13 protein-coding genes are annotated in these 14,604 nt (G+C 32.5%); 12 read left to right on the plus strand and 1 reads right to left on the minus strand.

Features of this window, described 5'->3' with window-relative positions:
- The first annotated feature begins 43 nt into the window (after positions 1-43).
- From porX to DMB65_RS07565, 5 genes are all read left to right on the plus strand, one after another.
- Entirely contained in the window at positions 44-1,597 is a 1,554-nt protein-coding gene (gene porX / locus DMB65_RS07545) for a T9SS response regulator signal transducer PorX (RefSeq protein ID WP_110306039.1), read from the plus strand.
- Positions 1,598-1,676: 79 nt separating this feature from the next.
- The gene (gene tsaE / locus DMB65_RS07550; RefSeq protein ID WP_110306040.1) at positions 1,677-2,084 is read left to right on the plus strand and encodes a tRNA (adenosine(37)-N6)-threonylcarbamoyltransferase complex ATPase subunit type 1 TsaE; all 408 of its coding nucleotides are present in this window, start codon (positions 1,677-1,679) and stop codon (positions 2,082-2,084) included.
- 9 nt (positions 2,085-2,093) lie between these two features.
- Complete coding sequence (locus tag DMB65_RS07555) at positions 2,094-2,567, plus strand: GNAT family N-acetyltransferase (protein WP_110306041.1); 474 nt, start codon at positions 2,094-2,096, stop codon at positions 2,565-2,567.
- An 80-nt stretch (positions 2,568-2,647) separates the two neighbouring features.
- Positions 2,648-3,847 (plus strand): alanine dehydrogenase, encoded by a 1,200-nt coding sequence (locus DMB65_RS07560; RefSeq protein WP_110306042.1) that lies wholly within the window; start codon positions 2,648-2,650, stop codon positions 3,845-3,847.
- A 39-nt stretch (positions 3,848-3,886) separates the two neighbouring features.
- A complete protein-coding gene (locus DMB65_RS07565) occupies positions 3,887-4,261 on the plus strand; it encodes a DUF4258 domain-containing protein (RefSeq protein ID WP_110306043.1) in 375 nt (124 codons plus the stop codon).
- A 259-nt stretch (positions 4,262-4,520) separates the two neighbouring features.
- Here DMB65_RS07565 and ccsA read toward each other — a convergent pair whose 3' ends face one another.
- Positions 4,521-7,796 carry a cytochrome c biogenesis protein CcsA gene (gene ccsA, locus DMB65_RS07570; RefSeq protein WP_110306044.1) on the minus strand — a complete coding sequence of 1,092 codons (3,276 nt, stop codon included), beginning with the start codon at positions 7,794-7,796 and terminating at the stop codon, positions 4,521-4,523.
- Positions 7,797-8,082: 286 nt separating this feature from the next.
- Between ccsA and DMB65_RS07575 the strand changes: the two genes are divergently transcribed.
- The 7 genes from DMB65_RS07575 to DMB65_RS07605 all read left to right on the plus strand — a co-directional run bounded on the left by DMB65_RS07575 (position 8,083) and on the right by DMB65_RS07605 (position 14,562).
- Entirely contained in the window at positions 8,083-8,844 is a 762-nt protein-coding gene (locus DMB65_RS07575; protein WP_110306045.1) for a Rossmann-like and DUF2520 domain-containing protein, read from the plus strand.
- Entirely contained in the window at positions 8,828-9,355 is a 528-nt protein-coding gene (locus DMB65_RS07580) for a KdsC family phosphatase (RefSeq protein WP_110306046.1), read from the plus strand. The genes DMB65_RS07575 and DMB65_RS07580 overlap by 17 nt, the downstream gene beginning before the upstream one ends.
- A 46-nt stretch (positions 9,356-9,401) precedes the next feature.
- The gene (locus tag DMB65_RS07585) at positions 9,402-10,328 is read left to right on the plus strand and encodes a geranylgeranylglycerol-phosphate geranylgeranyltransferase (RefSeq protein WP_110306047.1); all 927 of its coding nucleotides are present in this window, start codon (positions 9,402-9,404) and stop codon (positions 10,326-10,328) included.
- Entirely contained in the window at positions 10,321-10,905 is a 585-nt protein-coding gene (locus tag DMB65_RS07590; RefSeq protein ID WP_110306048.1) for a Maf-like protein, read from the plus strand. The genes DMB65_RS07585 and DMB65_RS07590 overlap by 8 nt, the downstream gene beginning before the upstream one ends.
- Positions 10,906-10,915: 10 nt before the next feature.
- The gene (locus DMB65_RS07595; protein WP_110306049.1) at positions 10,916-11,446 is read left to right on the plus strand and encodes a mechanosensitive ion channel domain-containing protein; all 531 of its coding nucleotides are present in this window, start codon (positions 10,916-10,918) and stop codon (positions 11,444-11,446) included.
- A 102-nt stretch (positions 11,447-11,548) separates the two neighbouring features.
- Positions 11,549-12,649, plus strand: coding sequence for an AI-2E family transporter (locus DMB65_RS07600; RefSeq protein WP_110306050.1), 1,101 nt, complete (start codon positions 11,549-11,551; stop codon positions 12,647-12,649).
- Positions 12,650-12,729: 80 nt separating this feature from the next.
- Positions 12,730-14,562: a BamA/TamA family outer membrane protein gene (locus tag DMB65_RS07605; RefSeq protein ID WP_110306051.1), complete on the plus strand. Its 1,833-nt coding sequence runs from the start codon at positions 12,730-12,732 to the stop codon at positions 14,560-14,562.
- Positions 14,563-14,604 lie beyond the last annotated feature (42 nt).

A 14,604-nucleotide genomic window follows, 5' to 3' on the forward strand; every position in this document is an offset into this window, starting at 1 on the left:
TTAAGTTCTATACTTTTAAATTGCATTAAAATTAAAGTCAATTATGGATAAAATAAAAATACTCTGGGTCGATGATGAAATCGATCTTTTGAAGCCACATATATTATTTCTGGAGAAAAAAAACTACGAAGTTACGACCTGCAATAATGGATTAGACGCTATTGGTCTTTTTGAAGAAGAAAATTTTGATATTGTTTTTTTGGATGAAAACATGCCCGGAATGAGCGGTCTGGAAACTCTTTCGGAGATGAAAGAAAAAAAATCAGCTACTCCGATGATTATGATTACCAAAAGTGAAGAAGAATATATTATGGAAGAAGCAATTGGATCTAAAATTGCCGATTACCTTATAAAACCTGTAAATCCGAATCAAATTCTGTTAAGCTTAAAGAAGAATCTGGATCATTCCAGATTAATTTCTGAAAAAACTACTTTGGATTATCAGAAAGAATTCAGGAAAATTTCAATGGAATTAGCTATGGTCAATTCTTTTGAAGACTGGGTTGAACTTTACAAAAAATTGATTTTCTGGGAATTAGAACTTGAAAACATTAAAGATCAGGCGATGATTGAAATTCTGGAGTCTCAAAAAGTAGAAGCTAACTCGCAATTTGGAAAATATATCGAACGAAATTACGAAGACTGGTTTGCCCCAAAAGCAGAAAAACCTATTCAGTCCCATAATTTATTCAAGGAGCTTGTTGTGCCTGAACTAAAAAAGAAAGACAAACCTGTTTTATTTGTTGTTATAGATAATCTGCGTTATGACCAATGGAAATCTTTTGAAACCGTAGTTTCCAATTATTATAAATTAGAAAAAGAAGTTCCGTACTTTTCAATACTTCCAACAGCCACACAATATGCAAGAAACGCCATCTTCTCAGGTTTACTTCCGGTAGAAATGGAAAAACAATTTCCGCAATATTGGAAAAATGATGTTGAAGATGGTGGAAAAAACCTTTATGAAGCAGAATTTTTAAGTGCTCAATTGAAGCGATTGGGATTAAATATAAAAGAAGATTATTTTAAAATCACCAATTATTCCGGAGGTAAAAAACTGGCAGAAAACTTTAAAGCACTAAAAGGCAATGATCTGGTTACCGTCGTTTATAATTTTGTAGATATGCTATCACATGCTAAAACCGAAATGGAAGTGGTAAAAGAATTAGCTTCAGACGATAAAGCATACCGTTCACTGACTTTAAGCTGGTTTAAAAATTCGCCTCTTTTAGAAATTATTCAGCAGGCACAGCTTTTAGGTTTCAAATTAATCCTGACTACCGATCACGGGACTATAAACGTAAAAAACCCTTCGAAAGTGGTTGGAGACAAAAATACAAGTCTGAATTTACGATACAAAACCGGACGTAGTTTAACTTACGAACAAAAAGATGTTTATGTGGTAAAAGAACCAAAAACTATTGGTTTGCCGGCCATAAACATGAGCAGTTCCTTTATTTTTGCTAAAAATGATTTGTTTTTAGCGTACGTAAACAATTACAATCATTATGTAAGTTATTATAAAAACACCTATCAACACGGCGGAATTTCGCTTGAAGAAATGATTATTCCGTTTTTGGTATTTAACCCAAAATAAAAGTTTTCAGTCGCAGTTTTCCGTTTTTAGCTGAGACTCAAAACCGAAAACTGTGACTATTACATAAATAAATATAACAATGAATATCGTTTTTTCATTAGATCAAATTCAGGAAGTAGCAGAACAAATTATTGCTCAAAATCCAAAGAAAATCATTCTTTTTAACGGAGAAATGGGCGTTGGAAAAACTACTTTAATCAAACAATTATGTAAAACTTTAGGAGTCGGGGATGCTACAAGCAGTCCTACTTTTTCTTTAGTTAATGAATATCACACTTCAAGCAATCAAATCGTTTATCATTTTGATTTTTACAGATTAAACAAAGAAACTGAGGCTCTTGACATGGGTGTTGACGATTATTTGTATTCAGGAAACTGGTGTTTTATTGAGTGGTCCGAAAAAATTGCAAGCCTGATTCCTGATGGACATTCTGTAGTGGATATTGCATTATCAGCTGATGGGAAAAGGAGTTTACAATTGATTTAAAAATTTCAAATGAATATTCAGAATACCATAGAAATAATCCCTTTTTCACCTGATTTAAAAGATCATATCAAAACTTTAAACGTTGCCTGGCTTACAAAATATTTTAGTGTTGAAGAAAAAGACGAATTAGTCCTTTCAAATCCGCAGGAAGAAATTATAGATAAGGGCGGACTTATTTTTTATGCTAAATATAATGCTGAAATTTTAGGCACTGTCTCTTTAATAAAAATTGATAATTCAACATTTGAATTGAGTAAAATGGCCGTTTCAGACAAAGTTCAGGGGCTTGGAATTGGAAAAAAATTATTGGAGCATTGTTTTTCAGCGGCTGAAGAAAATCATATTAAAAGACTGCTTTTATATTCCAACAGAATTCTTCTTCCTGCCATTCATTTGTATGAAAAATTTGGTTTTGTAGAAATTCCGCTTGAAGCAAACGTTTACGAAAGAGCCAATATTAAAATGGAAAAAATAATGCCTTAATTATTAATTAGTATTAGCACATTTTTACATTGATTATAAAACTTTTTACGTAATTTGTACACTTAATTTTTGCATAACCCATGTCAATAACCTTAACCCCGTTTACGAAACAACAATTGTTGCCACAAGAAGAGAAACTTGAAGTTGGCCGTAAGAAAAGAGAACTTTTTATAGGTATACCAAAAGAGACAAGTTATCAGGAGCGTCGTATTTGCCTTACTCCGGATGCCGTAAATTCTTTGACTTATGAAGGACACCGTGTCATGATTGAGTCCGGAGCCGGAGAAAGTTCGAGTTACTCTGACAAGGAATATAGTGATGCAGGAGCAGAAGTTACAAAAGATACTAAAAAAGTTTTTGGTTGTCCGTTATTACTAAAAGTAGAACCCCCTACTTTGGCAGAAATCAAAATGATTCATCCTGAGACGACTATCATATCTGCTATTCAGTTAAAAACAAAAAAGAAAGCTTATTTTGAAGCCATGTCCCAGAAAAAAATCACGGCTTTGGCTTTTGAATATATAAAAGATGAAGACGGGTCGTATCCTGCTGTAAAATCATTGAGTGAAATTGCCGGTACGGCTTCTATACTTATCGCTGCTGAACTGATGATTACAGACGAATTTGGAAAAGGGCTTTTATTTGGAAATATTACTGGTGTCCCTCCTACTGATGTTGTTATTTTAGGTGCCGGAACTGTTGGGGAATTTGCTGCAAAAACAGCTATTGGCTTAGGCGCTAATGTAAAAGTTTTTGACAATTCTATTACTAAATTGCGTCGTTTACAAAATAATCTTAATCAACGTGTTTTTACTTCAACAATTCAACAGAAAGCACTACTTAAAGCCTTAAGACGTTGCGACGTAGCCATAGGTGCCATGCGGGGAAAAGAACGCTGCCCGATTGTTGTTACTGAAACTATGGTGGAACACATGAAAAAAGGTGCTGTAATTGTGGATGTTAGTATTGATACAGGTGGCTGTTTTGAAACTTCAGAAGTTACAACACACGAAAAACCAACTTTTATAAAAAGCAATGTTTTGCATTATTGCGTGCCTAATATTCCTTCGAGATATTCTAAAACGGCTTCTCTTTCGATAAGCAATATCATCACTCCTTATTTATTACAGATAGCCGAAGATGGCGGTTTGGAAAGTGCCATCAGATGCAACAAAGGTTTAAAAAACGGAATCTATCTTTATCATGGAATCCTGACTAACAAAGCTATTGGAGAATGGTTTGATTTGCCTGACAACGATATTAATTTACTTGTTTTCTAAAGCAACTTTAGCTTACCTTTGCAAAAAAAAAATTAATTCATGAAGTTCGTACACCGTTTTGCTTATTATTTGATTGGTTTAGTTATAGGATGTTTTTTTGTAGCACTCGTTTTTAGCGGAAAAGATACCCGCTGTAACTACTTTCCGAATGCGAGGGTTTTGAATAGCTTAAGAACAAAACCTTTTCAATATTCTGAAAAAGCAATTCAAACGCTTAATGAAAAATGGATAGATACTGCTGATATCAAAAACACATTGCAGTTTGGTGATGTCGATTTTGACCAAAGTAATGTTCCTTACAACAAAGGAAAATTATACGTAATAGAAGGTAAAACCATTAAAAACCAAGAGATTATCCTTAAAGTAACAAACTACGAAAACAAAGCCGTTTTAGAAGAAATTATAAAAAAATAATCTAATTAAAATAATAAGTACAAGGATAGTAGTAAATGCTATCCTTTTTTTATACCTGAAATATTATTATGAAACCTAAAGCCCTAGCCCTGATGGCAGTGGCATCCTTTTATGCCGGTGTTTGGCATAAAAGATATAGCGGACAGCAGGAATAGCTTCTTATTCTTCAATTATAAATAACAGATTTCATATTATTGGAAACAAAAAAAGGTTCAGCTTATCATCGTTGAACCTTTTTTTAAATGAAATTAATAATATGTTATTTTTTATAATATTTTAGATATTTAGGATACGTTATCGCTCCTATTAGTGAAATTACTCCCAATGAATACCAGATCCAGTTTAATGAATGTGCCTCTCCACTTGCGTATGAATGAAGTCCTACCAAATGAAAGTTTACACCGTAGTAAGTAAATAAAATAGATACAAAAGCATACATACTCATTAAATTAAATGTCCATTTCCCTCTTAAAGCAGGAACAAAACGAGCGTGAATTACAAATGCATAAATCATGATGGAAATCAAAGCCCATGTTTCTTTTGGATCCCAGCCCCAATAACGTCCCCAGCTTTCGTTGGCCCATTGTCCTCCAAGGAAGTTTCCTATCGTTAACATAATCAATCCGATTGTCAATGCCATTTCGTTGATGTATGTGATCTCCTTAATATTCAGATCCATTTTGGCTTTGTTTTTTTCTGTTGTAAAGAAAATTAAAACTAAGGAAACAAAACCTAAAATCATTCCTAATGCAGTTGGACCGTAACTTGCTACAATTACCGCAACGTGAATCATTAACCAATACGAATTAAGTACAGGCTGTAAGTTTGCAATTTCTGGGTCAATCCAGTTCATATATGCTGCCATTAAAATCATGGCTGTTACAAAAGCACAAGAAGCAACTGTTAACTTAGACTGGCTTTCCGCTTTAATATATAACAACCCATATAAAGTTGAAATTGTACGTGGTAAAGATGTAATTGGTAATTTAAGCTTTAAATCAAAAGCTAATCCGAAGAACATGGCTGCCCAGGCTACATAAATAATCGATTCGTAAGCGTTACTCCAAGGTGCGTGACCAGAAATGTACCAACGCGCAATAAGTCCTAATGTGTGTAACACAAATAATAACCCAACGATAACGTGAAAAACATTTACAGTAACACCAATCCATTTTTTCTCAAAAAAGATGTTTAAAATCGTAAAAAATAACATCAAAATAGAAGCTGTAATATACCAATACGGAAGTTTTTGGAAAACATCGTATTTATTATAAGCAATTTCGGCATCAATTTTATCTTCGCTCGGGCGTACTTTAGCTCCGAATTTCTTTTGGAAGCCGTTGATACTTTCGACTAAATCATCAGCAGTTTTAAAATCTTTTGAAATAGATCCATTATTTAGTGCATTGAAATAAAGTGGCAGGATTTGTTTGGTATAAGTTGCTTCCATTCCTTTTAAACTTGCATGTTCTAATTCCATATAGGATATCCATTTATCGCCCGGATGATTTGGAACAGGGAATATTTTTAAAATACTTCCGCTTAATGCAGATTCCATCAGATTGACTTTTTTATCGGTTTCAATAAAATCTTTTTCAAACTGATTTGGATTTGCCGCTTTGTAAGCAGGATCCAAATAGGGAGATAATTTATAATTTCCATTAGCATCAAAAAACTTTACAAAAGGAGCGAATCCAGCTTCTTTATCAATTCCGATAATTTTACGAATACTATCATTTCCTGCTTTAAGATAAATAATTGGAACCTGAATCCAAACCTGGGCATATTGTGTCATCGACAAAAATACCTGATCAGAATTCATTCCGTTGTATGTATCACTATGGCTCACTTTTCGTAATAATTCAGAAGAGAAAGTATTAATAGGCTTCATTCTTCCTCCTGCATCCTGAATAATCAAACGGCCGAATTTAGCTGCGTGAGCTTCCGGTGCTTTATAAATATTCAGTAACGAATCGATTTGTTTTTGGCTTGGTGGACGTGTTACATGATTAGCATGATTATTTGGATCTTCGTTATGAGTATGATTATGTCCCGGCGTGTGTACATGTGGTTCCTGGGCAAAACCATTGAAACTTAACATTAAAACTAAAATCGTAATCAATTTTGCTTTTTTCTCTTTTACTTTCTCCAGTTTGCGTTTTAAATCTGTAAAACGGGAACCTTTGGTAAACATAATAGCCATTAAGCCAAAATACAACATAAAATACCCTAAGTAAGTAATTGAAGTTCCCCAAAAATCATGATTTACGGATAAAATTGTTCCTTTTTCATCCGGATCAAATCCTGATTGAAAAAAACGATATCCCTTATGATCTAAAACGTGGTTCATGTAAATTCGAGCATCAAAGGTTTCTGATGAATCCTGAACGGTAACCTTACTTTCGAATGCTGAATAACTTTTCTCTGTTCCCGGATATTTTGTTGCAATAAAATCGTTTAGCTTAATCTTGAAAGGCAAAATATAAGCCTTACTTCCATAAAATAAACTGTATTCCATTTTTCCAATTTTCACGGTTTGCGGCTCTCCCACACTTCCCTTCGAGCCCATTAGGCGTACTTCTTTTTCCTGACCATCTGCTTTAACTTTGACGATTAATGCGTCAGTATGAGATTTTGCTTTATAATCATTATTCGATTCATAGTCAACAATTCCCCTTACGGCAGGATCCGGAAATACAATTCGGATATCACCAATACTGTATAAGGAACGCATCATCAAAGGCTGAACACTATCTTTGGTTACTTTTCCCTGAAGTTTATCAGCCATTCTCATAAACGCACCTTCAAAAGGTGTCTTAATAGTATATTTTTCACCAGTTGTATTAATATTTATAGCACCATCAGTTGGTTTATTCAAAGCAAACAAAACATTGTGAATATTTTGAACTTCTCCTTCTTTAAGGAAATGTTCTTCACGTCCGCCGGCTCCGGCTTCAACTAATTTAATGTATAAAGTTCCTTTTGGATCTGGTTTTATAATTTCTTTTGCGCCCATGATGTAATTCACATAAGTTACTTCAAAAGGAGTTTCGTCAAATTTGCCTGAAAGGGTAAAATTATTATTGGTTACTGGCGAAAGTAAAAGACTTTTCTCAAAAGTTCTGCGTTTCATTTCTCCATTATATTCTCCATCTGCAAAAACGGTTAGAAAAGTTTTATCAGAATAAATTTGATTTTCAGCTGCTCCTTCACGAATTGGCATTACCCCTTCATAACTGATATAACGCGTAATAAATGCTCCTAAAAGAATAAAAATAAAAGCAACGTGAAGTAATAAAGTTGCCCATTTTTCTTTTTTCAATAATTGATAACGTTTAATATTCCCAAAGAAATTGATCATAAAAAAGACCATTATAGCCTCGAACCACCAGGTATTATAAATTAAAATTCGGGCTGTATCTGTATTGTATTTACTTTCGATAAAAGTTCCAACACCCATTGCGATTGCAAATGTTAAAAAAAGAACGGCCATTAATCTTGTAGAAAACAAAAAAGAGAATATTTTTTTATCCATTTTTAAGGAATTACAGTGTATAAAAGTGGCACAAAAGTACTTAAAAATGTTGAGTTCTATTATTTGACATTTGTTAATTAAAACCAAAAACAGAACTCTAAAACAATTCATTTGACATTTAAAGAAGTATTCTGTTACAATTTATTTTAAAGCGCGTATTTTATTTATTTTCTTTCAATTTTGAATTGCGGTTTTTATTATTAAATCCTATTTTGGAATTTTAAAAGCGTAATCAAAGTTTCAGCCACATCGATATCTTTAAAAAAAATAATGCTAATTTTGCGATATGATTCAAATAAGTATAATTGGTTCCGGCAATGTTGCACAACATTTGATAAAAGCTTTCACAAAAAGTGAAGGAATCGAAATTGGGCAAGTGTTTTCAAGGAAAAAAGAATCACTAGTACACTTAATTGAATCAGATAAAATAGTAACTCGTTTTTCAGATTTAAAAGCAGCCGATTTGTATGTTATTTCTATTTCTGATAATGCTATTTCTGAAGTTTCAGAACAACTGCCTTTTCAAAATCAATTAGTAGTTCATACATCCGGAACTTCTTCGATTGCTATTTTAAGTTCAAAAAACCGAAGAGGCGTTTTTTATCCCTTACAAACTTTTTCAATAGCCAAACCCGTTGATTTTTCGACTATTCCGATTTGTCTGGAAGCTGAAAACCAAACCGATTATAGTATTTTGGAAACGGTTGCTGATAGTATTTCAAATGCGGTATTTTCCATTAGTTCTGAGCAAAGAAAAGCAATCCATATTTCGGCTGTATTTGTGAATAATTTCACCAACCATTTATATCAGATAGGACAGCAGATTTGTGAAGAACATCTGGTTCCTTTCGAAATTTTAAAACCTCTGATTCTCGAAACTGCAGAAAAGATAAAAACCCTTACACCCGTTGACGCACAAACTGGTCCGGCAAAAAGACATGATTCTACAACGATTGAGGCTCATCTGAATTATTTAACTGATGAAAATCAGAGAAACATCTATAAAATACTAACACAATCTATACAAAATAATGGCAAAACACTTTAAAGAAATAATGAATGACATCACGACGTTTGTTTTTGATATTGATGGCGTACTGACAGACAGTTCCGTTTTTGTAACCAACGAAGGAGAAATGCTTCGTACCATGAATATTCGCGATGGGTATGCGATGAAAGCAGCTGTAGAAAGTGGATTTAATGTATGCATTATTTCTGGTGGAAGCAATGATGGTGTTCGTATCCGATTGCGTAATTTGGGGATTTCGGACATACATTTAGGCACTCCTGATAAAGTCGAAACTTTTAAGAAATATACAGATCTTCATAACATTAAGCCTGAAAATGTATTGTATATGGGTGATGATATTCCGGATTTTCATGTTATGAAATTAGTAGGTTTGCCTACCTGTCCGCAAGATGCAAGTCCGGAAATTAAGAATATCTGCCGTTATGTTTCGCATGTTAAAGGCGGAAGAGGTGCCGCACGTGATGTCATCGAGCAGGTTATGAAAGTACAGGGAAAATGGATGGAATATTTTAACGGAAAACATGACTAAAATAATTATCAATTGTTAATTGTTAATCTTAATCTTTGAACTTAAAATGAAATTCCTCAAACTTATTCGGTACCAAAACTTGTTAATGCTGGCTTTTATGCAGGTTTTATTTCGCTATGCCTTTTTAAAAGGACAAAATATTCCTTTGGCCTTATCAGACTGGCAATATGGTTTATTGGTTTTAAGCACCGTTTTAATTGCTGCAGCCGGTTATGTAATTAATAATATTTTTGATACTGAAACTGACAAAATAAACAAACCAAACGATGTTATAATTGGCAAAGGAATTTCTGAGGCTGCTGGCTACAACATTTATATTACCTTGAATATTGCAGGTGTTGCAATTGGATTTTATTTATCAAATGTTATTCAGAGGCCTGGTTTTGCTACAATTTTTATATTAATTGCTTCAATGCTTTATTTTTATTCCACAACCCTGAAACAAATTATGATTTTAGGAAACATTATTGTGGCTTTAGTATTGGCACTGAGTGTAATTATTATTGGAATTTTCGATATTTTTCCTGCAATAATCCCCGAAAACAAAGCACAAATGACCAGTTTGTTTTCCATTTTAACCGATTATGCTCTATTTGCTTTCATGATTAATTTTATCAGGGAAATAGTAAAAGATATAGAAGATGTTAACGGAGATTATAATCAGGGAATGAACACGCTTCCTATCGCTATTGGCACAAGCAGAACGGCAAAAATTGCTTCCGTAATTTCTATAGTTCCTTTTGTTCTGTTACTGCTTTATATTAAAAATTATTTTGTTGAAAACGGTCTTTTTATAGCAACTTTATATGCATTTATATTAGTTCTTGCTCCGCTTCTTTATTTTATAATCAAGGTCTTCTCTGCTAAATCGCCAAAAGAGTTTCACCATTTAAGCACAGTTTTGAAATTAATTTTACTTTTCGGAATTCTATCAATTGTGGTTATTACCCTAAATATTCATTACAATGCTTAAAGAAAAACTAAAAAAATACACTTTAATACTAGCTTCAGGCTCACCTAGAAGACAGCAATTTTTTAAGGATCTTGATTTGGAGTTCGAAATTCGGTTAAAAGATATAGAAGAAACCTATCCTCCCGAATTAAAAGCAGTTGAGATAACAGATTATCTGGCACAATTAAAAGCTGATGCATTCGAAGGAGACCTGAAAACAAATGAAATTTTAGTAACCAGCGATACAATTGTCTGGCATGAAAATAAAGCTTTGGGTAAACCTAAAAATGCACAAGAAGCTTTTGAAATGATAAAATCAATGTCGGGAAAAACACATGAAGTAATTACATCGGTTTGTTTTAAAACCAGCTCTGCCTCTACTGTTTTGAACGACATTACAAAAGTAACTTTCAATACAGTATCAGACGAGGCTATTTTGTATTATATTGAAAACTATAAACCCTACGACAAAGCAGGTGCTTATGGAATACAGGAATGGTTTGGTTTTATGGCTGTTGCAAAAGTTGAAGGTTCATACACCAATGTTATGGGACTTCCAACAGCAAAAGTTTACGAATATTTGAGTATATTAGAGTAAAATTTAATTTATGTTTTCATTTAAAGAATATAGCCAGGAAATTTTAACCACTATAATTCTCCTCATCGCATTGGCTGCCCTGCGTGTTATCGTTGCGCAATTAGTTCGAAGATATGCCAGCACAAGTCATTTGTTAGAACACCGTACTAATCTGGTTATTAAATACATTCATATTTTAATGAATATTTTGGTAACCATAAGTCTGATTATTATTTGGGGAGTTGATACTAAAGATATTTTTATAACCATTTCGTCGATTGCCACAGTAATTGGTGTGGCAATGTTTGCTCAATGGTCTATATTAAGCAACGTTACCTCGGGAATGATCTTGTTTTTCTCTTTTCCTTTTCGAATTGGTGATACCATCAAAATCCATGATAAAGATTTCCCAATTGAAGCAGAAATTGAAGACATCAGTGCTTTTCACGTGAATTTAAGAACTAAGGAAGGAGAAAAAATTATCTATCCGAACAATCTTTTATTGCAAAAAGGAATTTCAATTACGCCTTCTGTGTATGATGATAAAGAGTTCTTTGATTAAAATTTAATGGGAATTTTGTAAACTATATTTTTAAAGCTAAAACAAATTCAATAAATAAAGTTTCATATTTGTTTAGCCTAATTTTAGTTTAAAAAATAAAAAATGAATCAACCTCTAACGCTGCCTTTTTACATCAAATTTACATGCATATTGTTAAGTTTAATTTGTATAGGTGTTATCACTTACATTGGAAGCAATATAATAACACCAGTAATGTTAGCATTCCTGTTTACTGTTCTACTATTGCCTTTACATCGTTTATTACACCTAAAATTACGTTTTCCAATCTATCTTGCTTCTTTTATAACTGTAACATTTTTTGTACTTTGTATCGTTGCGATTTTAACATTCCTATCTTATCAAATAACAGATATTGCCAATGATTTTGACATCATTAAGAAGAATGCAATATCCTTTTTTAATAATTTGCAATCTTATATTCATGAGCAATTTCAGATCAGTGTTGGGGAACAAAAAAAATACATAGAAAAAGTAACAAACGATTCTGTACAAAATGGATCCGGGACATTAGGAACTGCGATAGGTTCATTAAGTGATGTATTTTTTAATTGTATGCTTGTAGTCGTTTTTACATTTTTGTTTCTTTTATACAAAACCCATTTTATTCTCTTTTTGGCTAAATTATTTAATAAGGAAGACCATGAAAAATTGAGGAAAATTATTACTCAGATAAAAATTTCTATAAACAATTATATACTGGGTCTTATTTTTGAAATGTTGGTTGTTTCTATTTTAACTGGTTTGGGACTATGGATGACAGGGGTTAAATATTTTATTTTACTAGGACTCATGACCGGAATTTTAAATTTAATTCCATATATCGGAATTATGATTGCGGGTATTCTAACTATTTTATCTTCTTTAAGCGGAACACCTGAAATATCCATATTTGTAAGTATCATCGTTGTAAACATCATTGTTCAGCTTTTAGATAATAATATACTCGTTCCTCTAATTATCAACTCAAAAGTTAAAATTAATGCTTTGTTTTCAATTATAGGCATTATTGTTGGCGGTGCTGTTGGTGGAATTTCAGGGATGTTTCTAGCAATTCCTTTATTGGCAATTTTAAAAATTATTTTTGACAGAATTGACTATTTAGAACCATGGGGCTACGTTATAGGCAACCATATGCCTGAAAAATTTACCTGGAGAATTAGAAAAATAAAATCTGAAAAATAAATTGTGTTAAACTTCATTATATTATATTACATTAATAATTAACAGAATTGCCCCAATAACTTTAAAGCTAACTTATTAGCATGTTTCGAAACTTTATAAAAATCTTTATACTTTTTGTTTTACTTTGGAATTTTTCCCAAAGTGCTTTTTCACAAGAAAAACAGACTAAAAAAGACAGTATTGAGACGTATGGGAAAATTAAAAAACTTTCAGAAAAAAGGAAGTTTACAAACTTTTTAAGAAAAATAATTTTCAACTCCTCGGAAATTAAAAAGAAGAACAAAACATTAGCTGAAAAAAAACACCTGCCAAATATTGATGGAAAAATTATTAGAAACATCAGAATTATAACATTAGATCCTTTTGGTAATTCTGATACAGATTCTATCATGGTTCCAAATAATTGGGGAGAGCGAACAGGAAATAAATTACATCTCAAAACCAAAAAATTTGCGATTCAAAATTTACTGCTTTTTAGAAAAAACTCCTTATACGACAGTTATAAAATTAAAGAAACAGAACGTATAATAAGATCTCAAAAATTTGTAAATAAAGTAAATATATCAGAAGAATTGGTTGGTACAGGTACTGATTCTATTGATGTTACAATTCGTGTTTTAGATGCGTGGAGCCTGCTTCCAAAATTCTCAATATCAAGTTCACGGGTTGGTGTCGGATTTAATGATCGGAACATTGGAGGTACGGGACAACAGCTAGAGTATCGATTTACTAATCGGTTTGCTGACGGACATAATGGTCATAATGCTTTATATACCATACCTAACATTAAAAATACTTTTATATCAACTAAATTTAAGTACTACAGAGATTTAAATGATAATTATAATAAAAGCATTTCAATAGAACGTCCTTTTTATTCTCCTCTTGCCAAATGGGCAGGTGGTATTATTTTAGAACAGCAATTTAGACGTGATACCTTACAGGATGCAACCCTAAGATATGAATACCAGCCTTTTAAATATAATTCTCATGATTTTTGGGGTGCTAAAGCATTTAATATAAGCGGTGTAAATACCCAAAAAAAGGAAAAAACTACTAACCTGATTGTTTCCGGACGTTTCCTAAATATTGATTATACCGAAAAACCCAGCGTTGTATTTGATTCCATCAACTTTTTTTCAGATGAAAAAATGATTTTAATGGGTTTTGGAATCAACACACGGGAATTCGTCAAGGATAATTATATTTTCAGAAACGGATATACCGAAGATATTCCGATTGGGAGAATATATGGAATTACAGCGGGTTACCAATATAAAAATAAAATATGGCGACCTTATCTCGGAGCTCAGGCTTCTTTTGGGGACTATTATAAATGGGGATTTCTAAGTACAAATTTTGAAATCGGAACATTTTTCCATCAGGCTAAAACCCATCAGACTTCTATTGCATTAGGAGCCAATTATTTTACAAATCTACTGACAATTGGAAATTGGAAATTAAGACAATTCATAAAGCCCGAAATGATTATCGGAATTAATCGGGAAAGTTCCGTAGGGGATCAGCTTACTATAAACGAGAATTACGGACTTCAGGGTTTTAATGCAGCATACTATGGCAACAGTAAAATGGTACTCACCCTACAAACGCAGACTTATGCACCTGAGGAAGTTTTAGGATTTAGGTTAAATCCTTATTTTAATTATTCTATTGCCGTATTGGGAAACAGTAATTCTGGTTTACTACAAAATAAATATTATTCAAAATTCAGTCTGGGAGTTTTAATAAGTAATGATTATCTTGTATTCAGTGCATTTCAGCTATCTATTTCGTATTATCCCAGTATTCCATTTCAGGGAGAAAGTATCTTTAAAACAAATGCTATAGAAACTCAGGATATCGGACTTCAGTCTTTTGAATTAGCAAAGCCTGCAGCAATTGAATATAAATAATCTCATCCTTTTTAGTTTTATTTTTACCAAAAAATACTAATA

This window comes from Flavobacterium cheongpyeongense (assembly GCF_003202435.1).
Classification (GTDB): Bacteria; Bacteroidota; Bacteroidia; order Flavobacteriales; family Flavobacteriaceae; genus Flavobacterium; species Flavobacterium cheongpyeongense.

Coding starts and splice junctions, on each gene's coding strand:
- porX (WP_110306039.1), top strand. CDS start 44: ATGGATAAAATAAAAATACTCTGGGTCGATGATGAAATCGATCTTTTG.
- tsaE (WP_110306040.1), top strand. CDS start 1,677: ATGAATATCGTTTTTTCATTAGATCAAATTCAGGAAGTAGCAGAACAA.
- DMB65_RS07555 (WP_110306041.1), top strand. CDS start 2,094: ATGAATATTCAGAATACCATAGAAATAATCCCTTTTTCACCTGATTTA.
- DMB65_RS07560 (WP_110306042.1), top strand. CDS start 2,648: ATGTCAATAACCTTAACCCCGTTTACGAAACAACAATTGTTGCCACAA.
- DMB65_RS07565 (WP_110306043.1), top strand. CDS start 3,887: ATGAAGTTCGTACACCGTTTTGCTTATTATTTGATTGGTTTAGTTATA.
- ccsA (WP_110306044.1), bottom strand. CDS start 7,796: ATGGATAAAAAAATATTCTCTTTTTTGTTTTCTACAAGATTAATGGCC.
- DMB65_RS07575 (WP_110306045.1), top strand. CDS start 8,083: ATGATTCAAATAAGTATAATTGGTTCCGGCAATGTTGCACAACATTTG.
- DMB65_RS07580 (WP_110306046.1), top strand. CDS start 8,828: ATGGCAAAACACTTTAAAGAAATAATGAATGACATCACGACGTTTGTT.
- DMB65_RS07585 (WP_110306047.1), top strand. CDS start 9,402: ATGAAATTCCTCAAACTTATTCGGTACCAAAACTTGTTAATGCTGGCT.
- DMB65_RS07590 (WP_110306048.1), top strand. CDS start 10,321: ATGCTTAAAGAAAAACTAAAAAAATACACTTTAATACTAGCTTCAGGC.
- DMB65_RS07595 (WP_110306049.1), top strand. CDS start 10,916: ATGTTTTCATTTAAAGAATATAGCCAGGAAATTTTAACCACTATAATT.
- DMB65_RS07600 (WP_110306050.1), top strand. CDS start 11,549: ATGAATCAACCTCTAACGCTGCCTTTTTACATCAAATTTACATGCATA.
- DMB65_RS07605 (WP_110306051.1), top strand. CDS start 12,730: ATGTTTCGAAACTTTATAAAAATCTTTATACTTTTTGTTTTACTTTGG.